22 protein-coding genes are annotated in these 22,591 nt (G+C 72.6%); 15 read left to right on the top strand and 7 right to left on the bottom strand.

The window, feature by feature from the left end:
* Position 1: 1 nt before the first annotated feature.
* A complete protein-coding gene (locus tag HD593_RS36770) occupies positions 2–601 on the top strand; it encodes a PadR family transcriptional regulator (RefSeq protein WP_246546902.1) in 600 nt (199 codons plus the stop codon).
* A 21-nt stretch (positions 602–622) separates the two neighbouring features.
* On the opposite strand, the gene HD593_RS36765 is transcribed toward HD593_RS36770, so the two are convergent.
* Together HD593_RS36765 and HD593_RS36760 are read right to left on the bottom strand one after the other, a co-directional pair.
* A complete protein-coding gene (locus HD593_RS36765) occupies positions 623–1,543 on the bottom strand; it encodes a GNAT family N-acetyltransferase (protein WP_185106526.1) in 921 nt (306 codons plus the stop codon).
* A 214-nt stretch (positions 1,544–1,757) separates the two neighbouring features.
* The gene (locus HD593_RS36760; RefSeq protein WP_185106525.1) at positions 1,758–2,120 is read right to left on the bottom strand and encodes a nuclear transport factor 2 family protein; all 363 of its coding nucleotides are present in this window, start codon (positions 2,118–2,120) and stop codon (positions 1,758–1,760) included.
* A gap of 165 nt (positions 2,121–2,285) precedes the next feature.
* Between HD593_RS36760 and HD593_RS36755 the strand changes: the two genes are divergently transcribed.
* The 12 genes from HD593_RS36755 to HD593_RS36700 all read left to right on the top strand — a co-directional run bounded on the left by HD593_RS36755 (position 2,286) and on the right by HD593_RS36700 (position 15,599).
* Entirely contained in the window at positions 2,286–2,513 is a 228-nt protein-coding gene (locus HD593_RS36755) for a hypothetical protein (protein WP_185106524.1), read from the top strand.
* Between the two features lie 95 nt (positions 2,514–2,608).
* On the top strand, positions 2,609–3,634 hold the full coding sequence (locus tag HD593_RS36750; RefSeq protein ID WP_185106523.1) for a zinc-dependent alcohol dehydrogenase family protein: 1,026 nt from the start codon (positions 2,609–2,611) through the stop codon (positions 3,632–3,634).
* A gap of 62 nt (positions 3,635–3,696) precedes the next feature.
* The gene (locus HD593_RS36745; RefSeq protein WP_185106522.1) at positions 3,697–4,467 is read left to right on the top strand and encodes an IclR family transcriptional regulator; all 771 of its coding nucleotides are present in this window, start codon (positions 3,697–3,699) and stop codon (positions 4,465–4,467) included.
* 94 nt (positions 4,468–4,561) lie between these two features.
* Entirely contained in the window at positions 4,562–5,410 is an 849-nt protein-coding gene (locus HD593_RS36740; RefSeq protein WP_185106521.1) for a fumarylacetoacetate hydrolase family protein, read from the top strand.
* A 68-nt stretch (positions 5,411–5,478) separates the two neighbouring features.
* Positions 5,479–8,262: an FAD-binding and (Fe-S)-binding domain-containing protein gene (locus tag HD593_RS36735; protein WP_185106520.1), complete on the top strand. Its 2,784-nt coding sequence runs from the start codon at positions 5,479–5,481 to the stop codon at positions 8,260–8,262.
* Between the two features lie 100 nt (positions 8,263–8,362).
* Positions 8,363–8,515, top strand: coding sequence for a hypothetical protein (locus HD593_RS36730; RefSeq protein WP_185106519.1), 153 nt, complete (start codon positions 8,363–8,365; stop codon positions 8,513–8,515).
* 99 nt (positions 8,516–8,614) lie between these two features.
* Positions 8,615–9,529, top strand: a complete 915-nt coding sequence (locus HD593_RS36725) for an LLM class F420-dependent oxidoreductase (RefSeq protein WP_185106518.1) — start codon at positions 8,615–8,617, stop codon at positions 9,527–9,529.
* A gap of 157 nt (positions 9,530–9,686) precedes the next feature.
* A complete protein-coding gene (locus HD593_RS36720; protein WP_185106517.1) occupies positions 9,687–11,282 on the top strand; it encodes an FAD-dependent oxidoreductase in 1,596 nt (531 codons plus the stop codon).
* 49 nt (positions 11,283–11,331) lie between these two features.
* A complete protein-coding gene (locus HD593_RS36715; protein WP_185106516.1) occupies positions 11,332–12,537 on the top strand; it encodes a cytochrome P450 in 1,206 nt (401 codons plus the stop codon).
* 85 nt (positions 12,538–12,622) lie between these two features.
* The gene (locus HD593_RS36710; RefSeq protein WP_281402493.1) at positions 12,623–13,744 is read left to right on the top strand and encodes an L-talarate/galactarate dehydratase; all 1,122 of its coding nucleotides are present in this window, start codon (positions 12,623–12,625) and stop codon (positions 13,742–13,744) included.
* Between the two features lie 3 nt (positions 13,745–13,747).
* Positions 13,748–14,872, top strand: a complete 1,125-nt coding sequence (locus HD593_RS36705) for an L-talarate/galactarate dehydratase (RefSeq protein ID WP_185106514.1) — start codon at positions 13,748–13,750, stop codon at positions 14,870–14,872.
* A gap of 10 nt (positions 14,873–14,882) precedes the next feature.
* A complete protein-coding gene (locus tag HD593_RS36700; RefSeq protein ID WP_185106513.1) occupies positions 14,883–15,599 on the top strand; it encodes a FadR/GntR family transcriptional regulator in 717 nt (238 codons plus the stop codon).
* Between the two features lie 40 nt (positions 15,600–15,639).
* Here the strand turns inward: HD593_RS36700 and HD593_RS36695 are convergent, their stop codons facing one another.
* The 5 genes from HD593_RS36695 to HD593_RS36675 all read right to left on the bottom strand — a co-directional run bounded on the left by HD593_RS36695 (position 15,640) and on the right by HD593_RS36675 (position 20,447).
* Positions 15,640–16,914 (bottom strand): glucarate dehydratase family protein, encoded by a 1,275-nt coding sequence (locus HD593_RS36695; RefSeq protein WP_185106512.1) that lies wholly within the window; start codon positions 16,912–16,914, stop codon positions 15,640–15,642.
* Positions 16,911–17,306, bottom strand: coding sequence for a universal stress protein (locus HD593_RS36690; protein ID WP_185106511.1), 396 nt, complete (start codon positions 17,304–17,306; stop codon positions 16,911–16,913). Before HD593_RS36690 ends, HD593_RS36695 begins: the two co-directional genes overlap by 4 nt.
* Positions 17,303–18,814, bottom strand: coding sequence for a tripartite tricarboxylate transporter permease (locus tag HD593_RS36685; protein ID WP_185106510.1), 1,512 nt, complete (start codon positions 18,812–18,814; stop codon positions 17,303–17,305). Before HD593_RS36685 ends, HD593_RS36690 begins: the two co-directional genes overlap by 4 nt.
* Before the next feature lie 9 nt (positions 18,815–18,823).
* Complete coding sequence (locus tag HD593_RS36680; RefSeq protein ID WP_221525171.1) at positions 18,824–19,375, bottom strand: tripartite tricarboxylate transporter TctB family protein; 552 nt, start codon at positions 19,373–19,375, stop codon at positions 18,824–18,826.
* 64 nt (positions 19,376–19,439) lie between these two features.
* A complete protein-coding gene (locus HD593_RS36675; protein WP_185106509.1) occupies positions 19,440–20,447 on the bottom strand; it encodes a tripartite tricarboxylate transporter substrate binding protein in 1,008 nt (335 codons plus the stop codon).
* 171 nt (positions 20,448–20,618) lie between these two features.
* Between HD593_RS36675 and HD593_RS36670 the strand changes: the two genes are divergently transcribed.
* Together HD593_RS36670 and kdgD are read left to right on the top strand one after the other, a co-directional pair.
* Positions 20,619–21,536, top strand: coding sequence for a LysR family transcriptional regulator (locus HD593_RS36670; RefSeq protein WP_185106508.1), 918 nt, complete (start codon positions 20,619–20,621; stop codon positions 21,534–21,536).
* 134 nt (positions 21,537–21,670) lie between these two features.
* Positions 21,671–22,585: a 5-dehydro-4-deoxyglucarate dehydratase gene (gene kdgD, locus HD593_RS36665; protein WP_185106507.1), complete on the top strand. Its 915-nt coding sequence runs from the start codon at positions 21,671–21,673 to the stop codon at positions 22,583–22,585.
* The last annotated feature ends 6 nt before the right edge of the window (positions 22,586–22,591 follow it).

Genomic DNA, 22,591 nt, shown 5'->3' with positions numbered 1-22,591 from the left:
CATGTCGCTTCAGCACGCGCTGCTCGGCGTCCTGGAGGCGCGCCCGATGAACGGGTACGAGCTGACCCGCTTCTTCGAGGCCGCCCCACGCTGGGTGTGGTCCGCGCCGCACAGCCAGATCTATCCGACGTTGCGGCAGATGGAGCAGGCAGGGCTGATCGAGGGGCAGCAGGAGATCCGCGGCACGAAGCTGAGGCGGATGGTGTACTCGATCACCGAGCGGGGGCTGGAGGAGCTGCGCACCTGGGTGGGCAGCGGGCACGCCGCGCCGCCGGTGCGTGACGCGTTCTTCCTGCAGGCGCTCTTCTTCGACATGGTCGAGCCGGAGCGGGCCGCGTCCGTGCTGGGGACGTACATCGCCGAGCAGGAGAAGCTGATCGCCGAGTGGCGCGCTCACAGCGAGGCGCTGCTGGCCAAGGAGACCGATCTGCTCAAGGAACGGCTGAAGAACCGGCCGGTGGCCGAGCACGACCGGATCGCCAAGCTGAAGGCGCACGTCTTCGCCGGTCAGATCGCCGTCGCGCAGGCCCGCGCCGACTGGGCCCGCGAGAGCCTGCGCCTCCTGGCCGAGGACGGGGCGGCCGGTCGCGAGGACGCCTGAGCGGGAGTGCTCCGGCGTCGCTCAGCCGAGGTCCGGATGGGGGACGTAGCGGTCGGGGCGGATCAGGCCGAGCGCGGCGTCGTCGGCCATGAGGGTGTCCAGGTCGCCGATCCGCCAGCCGGCCGCGACCAGCACGGGCACGAGCGGATGCGTGCCCGGCACGGCGATCTTCGCGGTGCCCGGCGTCGCCGAACCCGGCGCGGTGCCCGGCGTCGCGGTGCTCGATGGCGCGGTGCTTGATGGCGCGGTGCTTGATGGCGCGGTGCTTGATGGCGCGGGGCCTGGTGTTGCGGTGGCGGCGAGGGCGCCGAGGACGGCGTTCACGCTGTCCTGTGGTGTGGTGCCGCCTGCCGGGCCGATCACCGCCTCGTCGTCGATGGCGCGGACGAAGGCGTAGCCCTCGCCCGTCGTGTACGCGGCGACCCCGGGAACGGCCGCGTACCAGGCGAGGGTTCGCCGGCGGTCGCCGCCCGCCACGCCGGCGTCCAGGGCCGCGACCTCGCCGGGGGACGTCACGCGTACAGGCGGGGCGGGCAGGCCCGTCGCCGGCCCGGTCAGGTAGAGCAGCGGGCACCACGGACGCAGCCCGTGCCGCACGTACAGGCCCAGGGCGCGATGGTCGGAGGAGGCGAAGGTGACCCTGGGACCGTCCCCGGCCAGCAGCCGCGCCAGCAGGGCGCCGCCGAGCCCCGACGACTGGTGGGCGGGCAGCACGAAGAGGTCGCCCAGGTGGGTGAGCTCGCCCCTGCGCAGGGTGCCGCCGAACCCCAGCGCGTGCCCGGGCCGGCCCGGGGCGAGGAGCAGCGTGCCGAAGGCGCGTTCGGCGTCGAGGAAGTCGGGGGCGCCGGGCCGCCAGCCGCCCAGCAGGCCGAAGCGCCGGGCGACGGCCCGCACGGCCGGCATGTCGCCCTCCGCCGCGGCCCGCACACCGGTCTCCAGCACGTGCCCGCCCCTCGTCAGCCTGTCCCGCCGCGATTCTAGAAGCCCGGCCGTGACCGCCCGGAACCCGGGGACTGCTCCGATGGGAATGCGGGGGATGCGACCGCCTGGAAGTCGGGGGACGCGCCGCCCGGCACCCGGGGACTGCGCCGCCTGGAATCTCCGGCAACGGGGTCCGGCTCGCGCCCCGGTGTCCCGCTCCGCGCCCTCCGGCGTGCTACGGCGCGTAGACCGGGGCCAGGTCGACGAAGATGCGGTAGTCCGTGATCAGGCCGTCGGAGCCGGTGCGCCAGATCGACACCGCCGGCACGCTGACGTCCTTGCCGTCGAGCCTCCGGTACGTGACCTCGGTCTCGGCGATGGTGTCGTCCCCCGCCTGCCAGGTCCTGACGATGCGGTGCCGCAGGCCGCCGATGGTGGAGAAGAACGTCCGGAGCCCGGCGGCGATGGCCTCGCGCCCGACCGACGGCTCGGCGTTGGCGAACACGAGCGTGGCGTCCTCCGCCAGCAGCTTCACGAACTCGTCGGGGTCGAACGAGTCCACCACCTGGAAGACGTGTCGTACCGCAGCGACGGTCATGCCGCTCACCCCTCACGTGATCAGGATCGTTGCTGGGGACGATACGGGACGAGATGCGCCGCGCAACTAGCAGAAAAGGGAGGATTCGGGGTGGACGGCCGGGGGTGTGGCGCCGATCCTGGTGAGGAGCACGGTCGTGATCACCGGTCGAGTCGAGGAGCCCCCATGATGTTCCGTACCCGGACCCGCCGCGCCGCCGCCGCGACCGGCGCGCTGCTCGCCGTGCTGGCACTGGGCGCCTCTCCGGCGCAGGCGGACGGTGTGTCGGACCCGTGCGGCGACGCGAACGTGGTCCGCACGCCGCAGAACGTGACCGCCGCGACCGTGGTGCGCACGCCGCAGAAGGCCATGGTGCTGGCCGACGGCGAGTCGGGCACCAAGCGCCCGCTGTGACGGTGTCCTTAGTTCGTTAGCCATCAAAGTTTGACAGTCATCGAACTTCCGTGCTGGAGTGGACGCTCGCTCCCTGTGACGGAAGGACTGTTGCGATGGCCAGGATGGTGGTGTTCCGCGAGCTCGGCGGGCCCGGGGTGATGCGGCTGGAGGACGTGGAGGTCCGCGACCCCGGCCCCGGCGAGGTGCGCGTCCGCGTGGCGGCCATCGGGCTGAACCGGTCGGAGGTGCTGTTCCGCTCCGGCCTGTACATCGAGCCCGTGAGGCGGTTCCCCGCCACGCTGGGCACGGAGGCCGCCGGCGTCGTGGAGGCGGTCGGCGCGGGGGTCACCGGTCTGCGGCCGGGGCAGCCGGTCAGCACGGTGCAGACGTTCTCGATGAACGACTACGGCGTTTACGGCGAGCGGGTGATCGTGCCCGCCGCGGCGGTCCTGCGCCGCCCGGAGGGGGTCGGCGAGGTCGAGGGCGCAGCCGTGTGGATGTCGTACGTGACGGCCTACGGCGCGCTGATGGAGACCGGCGGGCTGCGGCCCGGCGACACGGTCGTGCTGAACGCGGCCTCCAGCAGCGTGGGCCTGGCCGCCATCCGCGTCGCCGACCGCCTCGGCGCCACGCCGATCGCCCTGACCCGCTCCGCCGCCAAGAAGGAGGCGCTGCTGAAGGAGGGCGCCGCCGAGGTGATCGTCACCGGGCCTGAGGAGGGCGTGGCGGAGGAGGACGTGGCGGAGGACGTGGCGGAGCGGGTGCTGGCGGCCACCGGCGGCCGGGGCGCCGAGCTCGTCCTCGACGCGGTGGCGGGCCCCGGCGTTCGGGACCTGGCCAGGGCGGTCGCGGACGGCGGCATGCTGCTGGTGTACGGGGCGCTGAGCGGGCAGCCGACGCCGTACCCGGGGATCGAGCTGGGCATGCCGCCGGTGGCGATGCGGACGTACACGATGCTGGAGACCACGACCAGCCCCGAGCGGCTGCGTCGCGCGGAGGCGTTCGTGGCGTCCGGGCTGCGCTCGGGGGCCTTCAGGCCCGTCGTGGACCGCACGTTCGAGCTGGAGGAGATCGCCGAGGCGCACCGCTACCTGGAGTCGAACGCGCAGGTCGGCAAGATCGTGGTCACCGTCCCCTGATCCACGCCCGCCGGCGAGGCGGTAACTTTCGTTTACCGGAACGATGGTCTAGGGTTCGGAACATGTCCGAGCAGAATTCCGCGGACAGGCTCGTCGGATCCGACCGCGTGCTCGCGGTGCTGGCCGAGCTGGCGCGCCACCCCGACGGCATCGGGCTGGAGGAGATGGCGCGGGCGGTGGCCAGCCCGAAGCCGACCGTGCACCGCGCGCTGGCCGCGCTGCGCCGCGCCGGCCTCGCCGCCCAGCACGGCCACGGCCGGTACGTGCTGGGCGACGAGTTCCTGCGGATGGCCTTCGCGCACCACGAGGCGCGGCCCGACCACGTCAGGGTCATGCCGGTGCTGCGGGCGCTGTGCGAGCGTTACGGCGAGACGGCGCACTACGCCGTGCTCGACGGGCCCTCGGTCGTCTACCGGTCCAAGCTCGACCCGGCTGACGGGGCGGTGCGGCTCAGCTCGGTGGTGGGCGGCCGCAACCCGGCCCACTGCACGGCGGTCGGCAAGGTCCTCCTCGCCGACGCGCTCAGGACCGAGGACGCGGTCCGCGCCTGGGCGGACGGCCGCCCGCTGGAACGCCCGACCGAGCGCTCGATCGGCACGGCGGGGGAGCTGCACGCCGAGCTCGTACGCATCCGCGAGCAGGGCTACGCCACCGACGACCAGGAGAACGAGCCCGGCGTCAACTGCGTGGCCGTCGCCGCCTACCTGACCTCGCCCACCGTGCCCAGCGGCGCCATCAGCGTCAGCGGCCTGGCCTACCGCACCCCGCTGCGCAAGCTCGTCGACGACGTGCCCGCCATCCGCGCCATCGCCTCAGGGGAGCACCTCCCGTGACGTTCACCCCGGCCACCGCCGGCCTGGGCGCCCCGGACCCCGGCGACGGCCGCCTGCCCATGCCCTACTGGAACCCCCTCTGAGAGAGACGCCCATGTACCTCATGCGCATCGGCGCGCCCGGCGCCGAGAAGCCGGTCGTCCGCGTGGACGACACCCACTACATCGACGTCTCCGACGTCACCCCCGACTTCGACGAGCGCTTCTTCGCCGCGGGCGGTCCCGCCCTGCTCGCCGACCGCGTGAGCCGCGGGGACACGCGGGAGTTCGCCGGCGAGCGGATCGGCGCGCCGATCGCCCGGCCGCACCAGATCCTGTGCATCGGCCTCAACTACAGCGACCACGCCGCCGAGACCGGCCAGGCCGTGCCGGAGGAGCCGATCCTGTTCACCAAGTCGCCCAACACCCTCGTCGGCCCGTACGACGACGTGCGCATCCCGCGCGGCTCCACCAAGACCGACTGGGAGGTGGAGCTGGGCATCGTCATCGGCAGGCGCACCTCCTACCTGGACTCGGCCGAGGAGGCGAAGGCCGCGATCGCCGGGTACTGCGTGGTCAACGACGTCAGCGAGCGCGCCTTCCAGATGGAGCGCGGCGGCCAGTGGAGCAAGGGCAAGTCCGCCGAGACGTTCAACCCGGCCGGGCCGTGGCTGGTCACGCCGGACGAGCTCGCCGACGTGAAGAACCTCGCCATGTGGCTGGACGTCAACGGCGTGCGCCGCCAGACCGGCACCACCAAGACGATGATCTTCGACCCGTACGTCATCGTGCACCACCTGAGCCAGTTCATGGTCCTGGAGCCGGGTGACCTCATCAACACCGGCACCCCGCCCGGCGTCGGCATGGGCCACGACCCCCAGATCTGGCTCCAGCCGGGCGACGTGATGGAGTTGGGGATCGAGGGCCTCGGCAGCCAGCGCCAGCAGGTGATCGCCCCCCGCTGAAGCCACCGCCAGAAGGCGCCGTCCCCGGCGCGCGCCGCCGAACGTCTCGTTGGAAACACGGAGTGAGCATGAGCCTGACCGCACCCGATCCCGCCGTCCTGGCCGCAGTGGAGGCCGCCGTCCCCGGGATCGCCAGGGCGCGGGCGAGCGACCGGCTCGGCCTGGCTCACGACGCCTCGCACTACCTGCTCACCCCGCAGGCCGTGCTGGTGCCGGAGAGCGCGGAGCAGGTGGCGGCGCTGCTGCGGACGGGCCTGCCGCTGACGTTCCGCTCGGGCGGCACCAGCCTGAGCGGGCAGGCGGTCAGCGAGCACCTGCTCGTGGACACCCGGCGGCACTTCCGCGGCATCGAGGTGCTGGACGGCGGGAAACGCGTGCGGGTGCAGCCCGGCGCGGTGCTACGGCAGGTCAACGCCCGCCTCGCGCCGTACGGCCGCAAGCTCGGCCCCGACCCGGCCAGCGAGTCGGCGTGCACGATCGGCGGCGTCGTCGCGAACAACTCCAGCGGCATGACCTGCGGCACGCACGCCAACACGTACCGGACCCTGGAGTCGATGACGATCGTGCTGCCCAGCGGCACCGTCATCGACACCGGAGCCCCCGACGCCGACGAGCGCCTGCGCACGCTGGAGCCCGCCCTCGCGGAGGGCCTGGCCAGGCTGCGCGACAGAGTCCGGAAAAATCCGGACTCGGTGCGTCGCATCCAGGCGCAGTTCTCGCTCAAGAACACCATGGGGTACGGGCTGAACAGCCTGCTCGACCACGACACGCCCGCGCAGATCCTCGCCCACCTGGTCATCGGCAGCGAGGGCACCCTGGGTTTCGTCGCCGAGGCCGTCTTCCGCACGGTCCCGGCGCACCGGCTGGCCGCCACCGGCCTGCTCGTCTTCCCCACCCTGCACGCGGCCATGGCCGCCATGCCCCACCTCGTCGAGGCCGCCCCCGCCGCCGTCGAGCTGCTGGACGCCGAGTCCCTGCGCGTGGCCAGGACGGACGCCGAGGCCGGCGAGGCGCTGCGCTCGCTCGCCGTCGCCGAGCACGCCGCCCTCCTGGTCGAGTGGCAGGAGTCCGAGGAGGAGCTGCTGGCCGGGCGCGAGCGCGCGGCCGGGGACCTGCTGCCCGAGCTGGAGCTGGCCGCCCCCGCCGCGCTGAGCAGGGACGCCGGCGGCAGGGCGGCGCTGTGGCACATCCGCAAGGGCCTGTACGCCTCGGTCGCCGGCGCCCGCCCCAGCGGCACCACCGCCCTCCTGGAGGACGTCGCCGTCCCCGTCCCCGCGCTGGCCGGGCTCTGCGACGAGCTGACCGCGCTGTTCGCCCGGCACCGGTACGAGCGCAGCGTCATCTTCGGCCACGCCAAGGACGGCAACCTGCACTTCATGCTGAACGAGCGCTTCGACACCGAGCTGGAGCGCTACGCCGCCTTCACCGAGGACATGGTCGAGGCCGTCCTGTCCAGGGGCGGCACGCTCAAGGCCGAGCACGGCACCGGCCGCGTCATGGCCCCGTTCGTCCGCCGCCAGTACGGCGACGAGCTGTACGAGGTGATGCGCGAGATCAAGCGCCTGTGCGACCCGGACGGCACCCTCAACCCGGGGGTCGTGCTCACCGACCGCGACGACGCCCACCTGCGCGACCTCAAGCACGTGGTCACCGTCGAGCCCGAGGTGGACCGGTGCGTGGAGTGCGGCTACTGCGAGCCCGTCTGCCCCAGCCGCGACCTGACCACCACCCCGCGCCAGCGCATCGTGCTGCGCCGCGAGCTGGCCGCCGCCGTCGCCGCAGGAGACCGGGCCCTCGCCCGCGAGCTGGAGGCCGAGTACGGCTACGACGCCGTGGACACCTGCGCCGTGGACGGCATGTGCGCCACCGCCTGCCCCGTCGGGATCAACACCGGCGACCTGACCAAACGCCTGCGCGCCGAACGCCACGGCCGCGCCGCGCGGCAGGGCTGGAAGAGCGCCGCCAGGCACTGGGACGGCGTCACCCGGGCGATGAACCTCGCCCTGGACACCGCCGCCGCCACCCCGCCCGCGCTGCCCGAGGCCGCCGGCCGCGCCGCCCGAGCGCTCACCGCCGACGAAGCCGTCCCCCAGTGGAGCCGGGACCTGCCGCGCGGCGGGATGCGCCGCCGCCCGCTGCCGAACGCCGACGCCGACGTGGTCTACCTGCCGTCCTGCCTGAACACCATGTTCGCCCCCGCCGACGGCGGACCCGGCGTGATGATCGCGTTCGCCCGGCTGGCCGGGCGCGCGGGCGTGCGGCTGCACGTGCCGGAGGGCATCGGCGGGCTGTGCTGCGGCACGCCCTGGTCGTCCAAGGGCTACGCCGACGGCCACGAGGTGATGGCCGGCCGCGTCCGCGACACGCTCCTCGAAGCGACGGACGGCGGCCGCATCCCGGTGGTCAGCGACGCGGCCTCCTGCACCGAGGGTTTCAGCCACCTGGGCCTGGAGGTGATGGGCCTGGAGGTGACGGACGCGGTCGCCTACACCGCAGCCCACCTGCTGCCCCGCCTGGCCGTCAAGCGCCGCCTGCCCACCCTGGCCCTGCACCCCACCTGCTCCTCCACCCGCCTGGGCCTGGACGCCGCCATCGACCTGATCGCCCGCGCGGTCGCCGACGAGGTGACGGTCCCGCAGGGCTGGCAGTGCTGCGCGTTCGCCGGTGACCGCGGCCTGCTCCACCCGGAGCTGACCGCCTCCGCCACCCGGGCCGAGGCCGCCGGCGTGCTGGCCGGGGACTTCGCCGCGCACGCCTCGGTCAACCGCACCTGCGAGCTGGGCATGACGCGGGCCACCGGCAAGCCGTACCATCACCTGCTCGAACTGCTCGACCGGGCCACCACACCCTGACCGGCACCGGCGCCGCGCGTGGGGCCGTGGCCGGTGCGTCGTGACCGCGGGCGCACCGGCCGGGGCCTGAGACCGGTCCTGGCGGGGCAGGAACGTCACCATGCACGCCCTCGACATCCTGGCCATCGCGGCGCTCCTCGCCGGCATCGTCGTCGCGCTCACCCAGAAGGTGTGGCCGGTGGCGCTGCTGTGCCTGGGGCTGCTCCTGGCCGTCCTGGCCGACGCGGGCGTGATCCCGGCGCGGGTCCCGTGAGCGGGATGGCCGGGAGCACGGCACGTCATTAACCTGCCTCGACCATGGGCTGCCTATCGTGGATCTCGCAAGCCCGGTCCGACGAGGTGGTGGAGCACGATGCCGGAGACGAGCGAGATCGAGGCGCTGAAGCGGCGCCTGGGGCGCGTAGGGGTCTGGAACGCCACCCTCAGCAGGGAGCCGGCCTCGGTCGAGCGGGAGGCCGCCGCGGAGATCGAGAGCCTGGGCTTCAAGGCGTTGTGGGTGGGCGAGACGCCGAACGGCAAGGAGTCGCTGGCCCACGCGGCGATCCTGCTGGGCGCCACGAGCAGCCTCACGGTGGCGACCGGCATCGCCAGCATCTGGGCGCGCGACCCCATCGCCGCCGCCAACGGCGCCAGCGCGCTCGCGGAGGCGTACGAGGGCCGCTTCCTGCTCGGCCTCGGAGTCAGCCACGCGCCCGCGGTGGCGGCGCGCGGGCACGACTACCGCAAGCCGGTCTCGGCCATGCGCCACTACCTCGACGCCATGGACGCCACCGAGTACGCGGGCCCGCTGCCGGAGCCGGCGCCCCGGGTGCTGGCCGCGCTGCGGCCCAGGATGCTGGAGCTGGCCGCCCAGCGGGCCAGCGGGGCGCACCCCTACTTCGTGCCGCCGGAGCACACCGCGCAGGCGCGGGCCGTGCTCGGCCCCGAGCCGCTGCTGGCGCCGGAGCAGACCGTGCTGCTGGAGACCGACCCGGACCGGGCGCGGCGCCTGGCCCGCCAGTTCACCACGCGTTACCTGGCGCTGCCGAACTACGCCAACAACCTGCGCGAGCTGGGCTGGAAGGACGAGGACCTGACCGAGGGCGGCAGCGACGCGCTGGTCGACGCCCTGGTGGCGTGGGGCGATCCGGAGACGATCATCCAGCGGGTGCGCGCGCACCTCGACGCGGGCGCCGACCACGTCTGCATCCAGCCGCTGACCGGCAGCGCCGGGGAACTGCTGGAGCACCTGCGCATCCTGGCCCACTCCGACGTCGTGGAGACCTGAGCCCACCGCTCGTGCCGGTCCCGGCCTCGGCAAGGGCAGGGAAAGGAATGGAACGGGCGGGCTACGGCCCGCGGCGAAGGGGAAGGGCGCAGAGAGGACGGGCGGGCGCTCCCCACCGCACCCGTCGCGATCCGGCGCGTCAACGGGGGAGTGTCTTGTGCGAGTCGTCGTCGATCTGACGCGCTGCCAGGGGTACGGGCAGTGCGTGTTCCTCGCGCCCGACGTCTTCACCATGCGCGACGAGGCGCTCCTGTACGACCTGCAGCCCGCCGCGGAACACCGCGAGCACGTCCTGAGGGCGGCGGCTGCCTGCCCCGTCCAGGCGATCCACCTCGACAGGACGGCGCTGCCCATGCCGCCGCCCGGCGCTCAGGAGCCGCGGAGCGCGGCGTCCGGCGGCGACGGGCGGATCGTGATCGTGGGGGCCTCGCTGGCCGGGGCGCGGGCGGCCGAGGTGCTCAGGCGGGAGGGCTTCACCGGGTCGCTGACCATGATCGGCGACGAGCGGCGCGAGCCGTACGACCGGCCGCCGCTGTCCAAGCAGGTGCTCACCGGCCAGGTGCCGCCCGAGCACACCCTGCTGCCCCGCCTGCGCGAGGTTGACGCCGAGCTGCTGTTCGGCACGCCGGCGACCGGGCTGGACGTGGCGGGCAAGCGCGTACTGCTCGCGGACGGCAGGGAGATCGGCTTCGACCGCGTCCTGCTGGCCACCGGCACCCGCGCCCGCCCCTGGCCTGACGCGGCCGAGGGCGCGCTGCACGGCGTGTACACGCTGCGCGACGCGCGGGACGCCGCCGAGCTGCGGCAGGCGCTGGCCGCCGGCCCGCGCCGCGTGCTGATCCTCGGCGCCGGGTTCACCGGCAGCGAGATCGCCTCCGTCTGCCGCGAGCTGGACCTGCCGGTGACCGTCGTCGAACGCGGCCCCGCCCCGCTCTTCAACGCCATGGGCGGCGTCATCGGCGACGTGGCCGCGCGGCTCCAGCGGGACCACGGCGTGGACCTGCGCTGCGGCACGACCGTCACGGCCCTGGAGTCGGACGGCAACGGGCGGCTGCGCGGCGCCCGGCTGTCGGACGGCAGTACGGTCGAGGCGGACGTGGCCGTGGTGGCGCTCGGCTCCGTGCGCAACGTCGAGTGGCTGCGGGACTCCGGGCTGGCCGCCGGGGTGTGGGGCGTGACGTGCGACGCGGGCTGCCGGGCCGTGGACCTCAACGGCCTGGTCACCGACGACGTCTTCGTGGCCGGTGACATCGCCCGCTTCCCGCACCCGCTGTACGAGTACCAGTTCATGAGCCTCGAACACTGGGGCAACGCCGTCGCCCAGGCCGAGATCGCCGCGCACAACATGGTGAGCGACCAGGCGCACCGCTGGCCGCACCTGTCGGTGCCGGTCTTCTGGTCCAGCCAGTTCGGCGTGAACATCAAGTCGGTCGGGGTGCCCACGTTCGCCGACCAGGTCGTCTTCACCCAGGGCTCGCCGGAGCAGGGGCGGTTCGTCGCCGTCTACGGCTACCAGGGCCGGATCACCGCCGCGGTCACCTTCGACCAGGCCATGTGGCTGGAGTTCTACCAGCGCCAGATCGAGCGCGCGGCCCCGTTCCCGCCGGACTTCCGTCACGTCGGCGGCGGCGTGGACGGGGAACCGGTGCCCGCGCGGGTCCCCGAGCGGCTGGTGGCCGCGGCTGGGGCGACGGTCGTGGTGACCGGCCACGACCCGGCGGAGCGCCGCGCCTCCCTGGTGCACCCGCACTGACGGCAGGACAAGAGCGAAGACAAGAGCGGAGACAAGAGCGGAGAACAGCATGGACATCCTGAAACAGATCCTCGACCCGGCCGCCCGCGCCGACCCGTACCGGTTCTTCGGCGCGCTCCGGGAGAGCCCCGTGGCGTTGCAGGACGACGGCACGTACCTCGTCAGCACCTACCGGGAGATCGTCGCCCTGCTGCACGACCCGCGCATCAGCTCCGACCGGCGCAACCTCGACAGCGCCGCGCCCTACGAGCCGGACCTCCACCCGTCCTTCATCGGCCTCGACCCGCCGGAGCACGACCGGCTGCGCCGCCTGGCCATGCGGCACTTCGGCCCGCCGCACGCGCCGGAGACGGTCGAACGGCTGCGCCCGAAGATGCTCGCCCTGACCACCTCGCTGATCGACGCGCTGGCCGGCAGGAACCGGGCCGACCTCGTGGAGGAGGTGGCCTACCCGCTGCCGGTGGCGGTGATCTGCGCGCTGCTCGGCGTACCGGAGGAGGACGAGCCGCGCTTCCACGCGCTGGCGGACGAGGTGGTCGAGACGCTCGGGCCGGGGGAGGAGGACCGCGCGGAACGCGAGCGGGCGCGTGAGGCGGCGTCCATGGAGCTGTCGCGCTACCTCGCCGGGCTGGCCGAGGCGCGCGGCCGGGAGCCGCGGGACGACATGCTGTCCGGGCTCATGACCTACCGCGGGCCCGAGGGCGGCATGACGCAGGACGAGGTGGTGTCCACGGCGGTGCTGCTGCTGATCGCCGGCCACGAGACCACGATCAACCTCATCGCCAACGGCATGCTCACCTTCCTGCGCCGCCCCGAGCTGCTGGAACGGCTGCGCGCCGAGCCCGACCTGATCATCCCGGCCGTCGAGGAGCTGCTGCGGTACGAGCCGCCCGTGCAGTTCGTGTCCTCCCGGGTGGCCCTGGACGACATCACGATCGGGGGCACCACGATCCCGGCCGGGGCGCCCGTCGTGCTGGCCATGGCGGCGGGCAGCCGCGACCCCGGCCACGTGGCGCACCCGGACGAGTTCGACCTCGACCGGCCGCGCAACGAGCACCTCGGCTTCGGCGGCGGCGTGCACTACTGCTTCGGCGCGCCGCTGGCCAGGACGGAGGCGCAGATCGTGCTGAACGAGCTGATCCGCAGGCTGGACAACCCGCGCCTGGCCGCCGACCCGCCGCCCTACCGGCCGAGCGCCGTCCTGCGGGGGCCGCGCCACCTGGTGGTGGAGTACGACGGCGTCGCCCCCGCGTGACCGGCGCAAGCCGACATGTTGTCATACGACTTACAGAGTCATACGATGACGGATGAATCTGCCGCCGACCACGCCGAGGACCCCCATGGACCGCATCCGCCACGTCGCCCTCTCCTCCGTCACGCTCCCGCTGGACGTCCCCATCAGTGACGCCAAGGTCCTGACCGGGCGGCAGAAGCCGATGACCGAGATCGCCTTCCTCTTCGCCGAGATCTCGACCGAGGACGGCCACGGCGGCACCGGCTTCAGCTACTCCAAGCGGGCAGGCGGCCCCGCCCAGTACGCGCACGCCAAGGAGGTCGGCGAGAACCTGCTCGGGCAGGACCCGTCCGACATCGGCAAGGTGTACGAGTCGCTGCTGTGGGCCGGCGCCTCGGTCGGCCGGTCGGGGGTGGCGACGCAGGCGCTGGCCGCGATCGACGTGGCGCTGTGGGACCTGAAGGCCAAGCGGGCCGGGCTGCCGCTGGCCAAGCTGCTCGGCGCCTACCGCGACTCCGTCAGGACGTACAACACCTCCGGCGGCTTCCTGCACGCGCCGATCGAGGAGGTCAAGGCGCGGGCGACGCAGTCGCTGGCCGACGGCATCGGCGGCATCAAGATCAAGGTCGGCCAGCCGGACATGAAGGAGGACCTGCGCAGGCTCGCCGCCGTGCGCGAGCACCTCGGGGACGGGGTGCCGCTGATGGTGGACGCCAACCAGCAGTGGGACCGGCCGAGCGCGCTGCGGTTCGGGCGCGCGGTCGAGGATCTCGGGCTGGTGTGGATCGAGGAGCCGCTGGACGCCTACGACGCCGAGGGGCACGCCCAGCTCGCCGCCGCGCTCGACACCCCCATCGCCACCGGCGAGATGCTGTCCAGCGTCGCCGAGCACGTGCGCCTCATCGAGGCGCGCGCCGCCGACATCATCCAGCCCGACGCCCCGCGCGTCGGCGGCATCACCCCGTTCCTGCGCCTGGCCACCCTCGCCGACCACGCGGGCCTGCAGCTCGCGCCGCACTTCGCCATGGAGATCCACCTCCACCTGGCCGCCGCGTACCCGCGCGAGCCCTGGGTCGAGCACTTCGAGTGGCTCAACCCGCTGTTCAACGAGCGGCTCGAGACGCGTGACGGCCGCATGATCGTGCCGGACCGGCCCGGGCTCGGGTTCACGCTCAGCGAGCAGTGCCGCACGTGGACGGTGGACTCGGTCGAGTTCGGGCGGGCCTGAGCCGTGGGCATCGCCTCCGTACGGTTCGGCCGCTACGCCGTGCCCCTGGCGAGGCCGGTCAGCGACGCCAAGGTGGCCACCGGGCGGCAGCGCCCCCTGGCCCAGCTCGACGTCCTGACCTGCGAGATCGCCACGGCGGACGGCCTGGAGGGGCTGGGGTTCTCCTACACGACCAGGGCGGGCACGCCGGCGCAGTTCGCGCACGCCAGGGAGGTCGGCGAGCTGCTGCTGGGCGAGGACCCGTCCGGCATCGGCAGGATCTACGACCGGTTGTCGTGGGCGGGCGCGTCCGTGGGCCGGTCGGGGGTGGCCACGCAGGCGCTGGCCGCGATCGACGTGGCGCTGTGGGACCTGAAGGCGAAGCGGGCCGGGCTGCCGCTGGCCAAGCTGCTCGGCGCCTACCGCGACTCGGTGCGGGTCTACAACACCTCCGGCGGCTACCTCCAGGCCCCGATCGAGGAGGTGAAGGAGAAGGCCACCCGGTCGCTGGCCGGCGGCATCGGCGGCATCAAGATCAAGGTCGGCCAGCCCTCGATGGGCGAGGACCTGCGGCGGCTGACAGCGGTGCGCGAGCATCTCGGGGACGGGGTGCCGTTGATGGTGGACGCCAACCAGCAGTGGGACCGGGCCGGCGCGCTGCGGTTCGGCCGGGCGGTCGAGGACCTGGGGCTGGTGTGGATCGAGGAGCCGCTGGACGCCTACGACGCCGAGGGGCACGCCCAGCTCGCCGCCGCCCTTGACACCCCCATCGCGACCGGTGAGATGCTCACCGGCGTGCCCGACCTCGTCCGCCTGATCGACCTGCGGGCCGTGGACTTCCTGCAGCCCGACGTGCCCCGCGTCGGCGGCATCACCCCCTACCTCAAGGTCGCGGCGCTGGCCGACCACGCGCACCTCCAGGTCGCCCCGCACTTCGTGATGGAGATCCACGTGCACCTGGCCGCGGCCTACCCGCGTGACTCCTGGGTGGAGCACATCGAGTGGCTCTCGCCGCTGTTCGAGGAGCGGCTGGAGATCGCGGGCGGGCGGATGGCCGTGCCGGACCGGCCGGGGCTCGGGCTCACCCTCGCGGGGCGGGCGCGGGACTGGCGGCTGGACGAGGTCGAGTTCCGCGCGGACGGCCGGTAGATTGTCCGCCGTGCCGCCCGACCAGAGACTCGACCGCGACACCGGTCGCGGGCTCGCGCACGAGCTCGTCGAGCGGCTCAAGGCCCGCATCCTGGCGGGCGAGATCCAGCCGGGGCAGAAGCTGCCCACCGAGTCGTCGCTGATCCAGGAGTTCGGGGTCAGCCGCACGGTGGTGCGCGAGGCCGTCTCGCGGCTGCAGGCCGCCGGGCTCGTCGAGACCTTCCAGGGGCGCGGGTCGTTCGTGCTGGCGCTGCCCGCCTCCACGGCGTTCTCCGTGGAGGCGTCGCAGGTGCGCACGCATCGCGACGTCCTCGACATGATCGACTTCCGGATCGGGGTCGAGACGGAGGCGGCCGGGCTGGCGGCGGAGCGGCGTACGGAGCTGCAGCTCAAGGCGATCGAGCGGGCCCTGGTCGACCTCGGGCGGATCGGGGAGCAGCCGAGCAACGCGGTCGAGGCCGACTTCGAGTTCCACCTCAAGATCGCGCTCGCCGCGAACAACCGGTTCTACTCCGACCTGCTCACGTCGCTCGGCCCCATGATGATCATGCTGCCACGGACCCGGCTGGAGCACGTCTACACGGTCTCCGACGCCACCCACTTCACGAGGGTGACGCTGGAGCACGAGAACATCTACCGCGCCATCGCCGGGCAGGACGCCGCGGCGGCGCGGGCGGCCATGCGCCTGCACCTGTCCAACTCGCGGGCCAGGCTGCAGGCGCCCTGACGCGCCGGGTCGTCCGCAGGCCGGGCCGGGGCCCGGCCTGCTACCAGCGGGCCGTGTTCGGGGTGAAGTCCGGGACGATCGAGCGCATGTACGCCGTGTCCTCGCGCCCCCGCTGCCCGCACCGGACGTACTGCTCGTGCAGGGCGGCCAGCGCGTCCTCGTCCAGCTCGACGCCGAGCCCGGGCCCGGTGGGCACGGCGACGGCGCCCTCGCGGAACTCCAGTGCCCCCGGCTTGACGACCTCCTCCGTCTTCCACGGGTAGTGGGTGTCGCAGGCGTAGGTGAGGTTCGGGGTGGCGGCGGCCAGGTGGGTCATGGCGGCCAGGCTGACCCCCAGGTGCGAGTTGGAGTGCATGGACAGCCCCATGCCGAACGTCTCGCAGATGCCCCCCAGCAGCGCAGAGCGGCGCAGGCCGCCCCACAGATGGTGGTCCGACAGCACGACCTGCACGGCGTCCGCGGCGACCGCCGGCTTGAGGTGCTCGAACGAGATCACGCACATGTTCGTGGCGAGGGGGAGGTCGGTGTGCCTGGAGACCTCGGCCATGCCGGGAATGCCGGGCGTCGGGTCCTCCAGGTACTCCAGCACGCCGGAGAGCCGGTCGGCCGCCTCGATCGAGGTCTCGACGGTCCAGGCGCCGTTCGGGTCGATGCGCAGGGCATGGCCGGGGAAGGCCGCCGCCAGGGCCTCGACGGTCTCGAACTCGTGGCGCGGCTCGTACACGCCGCCCTTGAGCTTGACGGCGGTGAAGCCGTACTCGTCGATCATCCGCCGCGCCTGGGCGACCATCTGCTCGGGCGTGCGCCCCTCGCCCCAGGTGTCCTCGTCGTGGCCCGGGTGGCCGGCCCACTTGTAGAACAGGTACGCCGAGTACGGCACGCGGTCGCGTACGGCCCCGCCCAGCAGGTCGCTCACCGGCCGGCCGAGCGCCTTGCCCTGGAGGTCGAGCAGCGCCACCTCGAAGGGCGACACCACGGTGTCCACGGCGCTGGAGACCTCCAGCATGCCGCCGAAGCTCGCGCCCGCACCTCCCGTGGAGGCGCCGAGCGTCTCGGTCACGATGCGGCGCAGGGCGTGCAGGTCGAAGACGTCCGCGCCGGGCAGGGCGGCGGCCACCGCCTCCAGCCGCCCCACGTGCGCCGTGTCGGCGTACGTCTCGCCGAGGCCGACGAGCCCCTCGTCGGTGTGCACCTGGACGATGGCCCGCAGCACGTACGGCTGGTGCACGCCCACGACGTTGAGCAGGGGCGGGTCGCGGAAGGCGACCGGGGTGACGGTGACCCTGCTGATCCGGCCGGCTTCGCGAGGGCTCACTGGGCCGCCTTCACGGTCAGCACGGGCACGGTCGACTCCATGAGGATGCGCTGCGCCTCGCTGCCCATGATGAACTTGCCCACCAGCGACCGGTGCCGCAGCCCGATCACGACGAGCGACGCGCCGGTCTCCTTGACCAGCGCCTCGAAGGTCTCGGGCAGGTCGTCGTCGTGCAGCGGCTGGCGCAGCTCGGCGTCCACCCCCGCCTCCCGCGCCCGGCGCAGCAGCTCGGCGCCCGCGGCGTCGTCGATCTTGTGCTCGTCGATGGGGGCGCCGCGGCGCGGGGAGTTCACGATGATCACGCGCTCCCCGCGCAGCTTGCCCTCGCGCAGGCCCGCGTCGACGGCGGCCTCGCCCTCGGGTGTGGGCAGGTACCCGACGAGGATGGTCATTTGATCTTCTCCTCAACACGATCAGCGGATGTCTTGCGGGGTATCGCCTTGCGGATCAGCGGCCAGGCCGCCACCACCACGATCACGGCGAAGATCGTCCCCGAGATCGGCCGGGTGAGGAAGCCGGTCGGGTCGCCGCCGTAGATGAGCAGCCCCTGCCGCGCCGAGCTCTCGATCATGGAGCCCAGCACGAACGCCAGCACCAGGGGCCCCGGCTCGAAGCCGAACTTCTTCATCAGATACCCCAGCACGCCGAACACGATCACCAGGAAGATGTCGTAGACCTGGTTGCGCACCGTGTACGCGCCGAGCAGCGTGATCAGCACCGTGATCGGGGCCATGATGGCCGGCCGCACCCGCAGGATGCGCACGAACACGCCCACCATCGGGATGCTCATGATGAGCAGCAGGATGTTCCCGATGTACATCGAGTTGATGACGCCCCAGAACACGTCGGGGTGCTCGGTGACGAGCTGCGGCCCCGGCTGGATGCCCTGGATGAGCAGCGCGCCGAAGATCAGCGCCATCGTGGCGTTCGCCGGGATGCCGAGCGTCAGCAGCGGGATGAACGAGGAGGTGGCGGCGGCGTTGTTGGCCGTCTCCGGGGCGGCCACGCCCTCGACCGCGCCCTGGCCGAACCGCTCGGGCCGCTTGGCGCGGCGCTTCTCCAGCGCGTACGCGGCCAGCGACGACAGCACCGCGCCACCGCCGGGCAGCACGCCCAGCACGAACCCGATCAGCGAGCCGCGCCCGATCGCGCCACTGGCCTGCCCGAGGTCCTTGCGCGACGGCCACACGTTGCCGACCTTGGCCGGCGAGTGCACCTGGTTGTGCCGCTCCTCCAGGTTGTAGAGGATCTCGCTGAGGCCGAACAGGCCCATGGCGATCGGGATGAAGTCGATGCCCTCGGCCAGGTTCAGGCTGCCGAAGGTGAAGCGCTCGGCGCCGGTGAACGTGTCGCGGCCCACGGTCGCGATCAGCAGGCCGATGCAGGCGGCGATGATGGCCTTGAGCTTGTTGCCGTTGCCGATCGAGGAGATCAGCAGCACGCCGAGGATGCCCAGGGCGGCGTACTCGGGCGGCCCGAAGTCGAGCGCGAACCCGGCCACGACCGGCGCGACGATCGTCAGGCCGATGATCGAGACCGTGCCGCCGATGAAGGAGCCGATGGCCGCGATGCCCAGGGCCGTGCCTGCCTTGCCCTGCTTGGCCAGGGCGAAGCCGTCGAAGACGGTGACGACGGAGGACGCCTCGCCGGGCAGGCGGAGCAGGACCGAGGTGATCGTGCCGCCGTACTGGGCGCCGTAGAAGATGCCCGCCAGCATGATGATCGCCGACACGGGCCCGATGCCGTACGTGATCGGCAGCAGGATGGCGATCGTCGCGCCGGGCCCGAGGCCGGGCAGCACGCCGATGAGCATGCCGATGATGACGCCGATGAGGCAGTAGAGCAGGTTGGTCGGCTCCAGGACGACGCCGAAACCGTCGAGGATCGGGGAGATGTCCATGTGACTTTCTCAGATGAGGCGGGGGAGCGGGATCTGCAGCAGCAGCACGAAGAGCACGTAGAACGCGGCCACGGCGCCGACGCTGATCACGATGGAGGAACGCCACGACTCCTTGCCCAGCCAGCGCAGCCAGATGAACATCAGCAGCAGCGAGGGGACCTCGAAGCCGATCACCGGCAGCAGCGCGGCCAGCCCGACGAGCGTCACCAGGCCCACCGCGGTCATCAGGCTGGAGCGGGAGAACCGCTCGGTGTCCTGGAGGCCGCGGCCCGTGACGACGAGCACCGCCGACAGCACGATGATGACGACGCTGATGGCGAACGGCCACAGGCCGGGGCCGGGCTGGGTGAGCTGCCCGAGCCCGAGCGCGTACGAGCCGACCGCACCGAAGACGCCGACGGCGAGCGCCACCAGCGCGGCGGCGATCTGCGAGATCGGGCCCGCGTGCGGCGGCCTGGCCTCCTCCAGCTCCGCCTGGAGCCGGTCGGCCTCCTCCTGCAGGTCCATCGCGACCGCGGCCTGCCCGGGCTCCGCGCCCGGCGGCTTCGTGGGGTCGGACATGGCTATGCACACTCCTTTGTGCCGGCGACGGCGGCGGCCGGGGTGCCCGGCCGCCGCCCCCGCATCAACCGGCGAGGTTGATGCCGAACTTGTCGAGCTGCGCCTTGAACGTGGTGGAGTCGTTCTGCAGCGAGGTGAGGACCTCCTGCGGGGAGACCTCCATCGGGGTGAGCGAGTTCTCCTCGTTGAACTTCTTGTACTCCGGCGTGGCGAACGTCTTCTTGGCCGCGTCGAGCAGCTTGGTCTTGACGTTCTCCGGCGTGCCCTTGGGCGCGGTCAGGAACCGGTACTGCGTCACCAGGACGTCGAACCCCTGCTCCTTGGCCGTCTTCACGTCCGGCAGGTACGGGATGCGCTCCTGCGAGAAGACGGCGAGCGGGACGAGCTTGCCGCCCTTGATGTTCTCGATGGCCTCGCCGATCTGCATGGTGGACACGTCCACCTGGTTGCCCAGCAGGGCGGTCAGGTTGGGGGCGCCGCCGTCGAACGGCACGGCCGTGGCCTCGATGCCGGCCGACTTGAAGGTCAGCGCGGAGGCGAGCTGGGCGCCGGTGCCGACGCCGGTGGTGCCGTACCTGATGGTCTTGCCGGCCTTCTTCAGGTCGTCGATCGACTTGTAGCCGGACTGGGCGCTGGTCGCCATGACGTAGTCGTCGCGGGAGATGCCGGTGATGACGTCGAACGAGTCGATCTTCGTGGCCTCGGCGGCCGACACCGTGAGCGGCGTGATCGTGAAGAGCGAGGCGTTCTGCACGGCGATCTTGTAGCCGTCGGGCTTGGCCGACTGGAGCTCCTTGGCGTTCAGCGCGCCGTTCGCGCCGGGCTTGTTCAGCACCGGGGTCGACACGCCGAGCTCCTTGCCGATGCCCTGGGCCAGGGCACGGGTGATCAGGTCGGTCGAGCCGCCTGCGGAGGCGCCCACGCTGAACTCGATGTTGCCCGTGGGATATTCGCCGTCCCCGCCACCGGAGGAGGTTGTCTTGACACCACCACAGGCGGTCAGCGCGACCGCGGCGGCGGCGCCGACGACACCCAGGAGGATGCGGCGGGGGGCTGTCCGAGATGTCGGCATTGACTTCTCCTTCATGCGGGCGGGGGGCCGCCCGTGGATCTTCGTGAAGCGGAGTGAAGGGGTTGCGTAAGGTTACGGCAAGGTTTCCGCTCTGTAGTCTCCGGAGACTATGGACCAGCCTCGATGCCTGTCCAGGCTTAATTCGGTATCGAGTGATACTCTTCCTGCATCATGCTAACACTCGATCAGATCCGGGCTTTCGTAGCGGTCGCCGAGGAGCTGCACTTCGGTCGCGCCGCTGATCGGCTGCGCATGACCCAGCCCCCGCTGAGCAGGCACATCCAGAAGCTGGAGCGCGTGATCGGCGTGACGCTGCTGGAACGGGACAACCGGCGCGTGGTGCTCACCGACGCCGGCCGCGGATTCCTGGACGACGCCCGCCGCATGCTCTCCCTCGTCGACACCGCCGGCGACCGGGCGCGCCGGATCGCCAGCGGCGCGGCGGGCACCGTACGGCTGGGGTTCACCGCCGTCTCGGCCATCAGCATGCTCGGCGCGCTGCTGCGGCGGCTGTCGGAGCAGCTCCCGGAGATCGACGTCATCCTGCACGAGCGGGTGACCGCCGGTCAGGTGGACGGCCTGCTGCGCGGCGAGCTCGACCTGGGCCTGGCCCGCCCGCCGTTCGACATCGACACGCTCGACTCCCGCGTCGTCTTCCGCGAGCCGCTGTGCGCCGCCGTGCCGCTCGGCCACCCGCTGGCCGACCTCGGCCGGCCGCTGGCGCCCGACGACTTCGACGGCCTGCCGGTGATCAGCTACAACCCGGTCCAGTCACGCTACTTCCACGAGCTGACCGTGCGCTTCCTGACCAACGCGCATCCCCGGATCGAGCAGCAGGTCCACCAGATCCTCACCGCCGTGCTGCTCGTCGCGGCCGGCCGGGGCGTGGCGCTGGCACCCGCGAGCGCGCGCTCGCTCGGCGTGGACGGCATCGCCTTCTGCGACCTCGTACGCGGCGGCGGCGACCCCCTGGACGGCGACGAGGGCACCGGCGAGCCGGTCGAGCTGCACGTCATCTGGAGCCGCGAGTCCACCAACCCCGCGCTCGCCCGCGTGCTGGAGCTGCTGCCGGACCTGGAAGCGCGTTGATGCTCTGTGGGTATCGCCGGATACATAATCGCACTTGGACAAGTATCGCCCCACTTCCTTAGCCTGTCGGCGTCAGTTCTTACCGGCGGTGCGGGAGAATCCCACGGCCGCAAGTGAAGCGAGGAGCGTCCGCCATGCCCCATTACTCCCCGCAGGAGCTCGCCACACAGCTCAAGAGCGGTCTGTTGTCGTTCCCCGTCACCCATTTCACCCAGGACCTGGAGTTCGACGAGGCGGCCTACCGCGACCACCTGGCGTGGCTGAGCTCGTACCCCGTGGCCGGCCTGTTCGCGGCGGGAGGCACCGGCGAGGGCTTCTCGCTGACCCCCGAGGAGATCGACCGGGTGGTCCGCGCCGCGGTGAGCGAGGTGAACGGCAAGGTCCCGGTCATGGCCCCCGCCACCGGCGGCACCGCCAGCGCCGTCGCCCAGGCCAGGGCGGCCGAGGCCGCCGGCGCCGACGGCATCCTCCTCATGCCCCCGTACCTCACGGAGGCCGGCCAGGAGGGCCTGGTCGAGCACGTCTCCGCGGTCTGCCGCGCCAGCGGCCTCGGCGTGATCGTCTACAGCCGCGCCAACGCCGTGCTGAACGACCGCTCCGTGGCGGCCCTGGCCGAGCGGAACGAGACGCTGATCGGCTTCAAGGACGGCGTCGGCAACATCGAGAACCTCACCCGCATCTACGCCTCCGTCGGCGACCGCCTGGCCTACATCGGCGGCCTGCCCACCGCCGAGACGTTCGCGCTGCCGCTGCTGCAGCTCGGCATGAGCACGTACTCCTCGGCGATCTTCAACTTCGTCCCGCAGTACGCCCTCGACTTCTACGCCGACGTCCGCGCCCAGGACCGCGAGGCCGTCTACCGGCGCATCCGCGAGTTCGTGCTGCCGTACCTGGACATCCGCGACCGTACCAAGGGCTACGCCGTCTCGATCATCAAGGCGGGACTGGCCGCCGTCGGCCGCCCGGCCGGCCCCGTGCGCCCGCCGCTGTCGAACCTGAAGGACGGCGAGCTCGCCGAGCTGACCGCCCTCATCAACAAGATCAGCTAGGGGCCT

The sequence above is a fragment of the Nonomuraea rubra genome (genome assembly GCF_014207985.1).
Lineage (GTDB): Bacteria > Actinomycetota > Actinomycetes > Streptosporangiales > Streptosporangiaceae > Nonomuraea > Nonomuraea rubra.
Note: the sequence above shows the minus strand (reverse complement) of the source record. Positions and strands in the feature narration are given on the sequence as shown.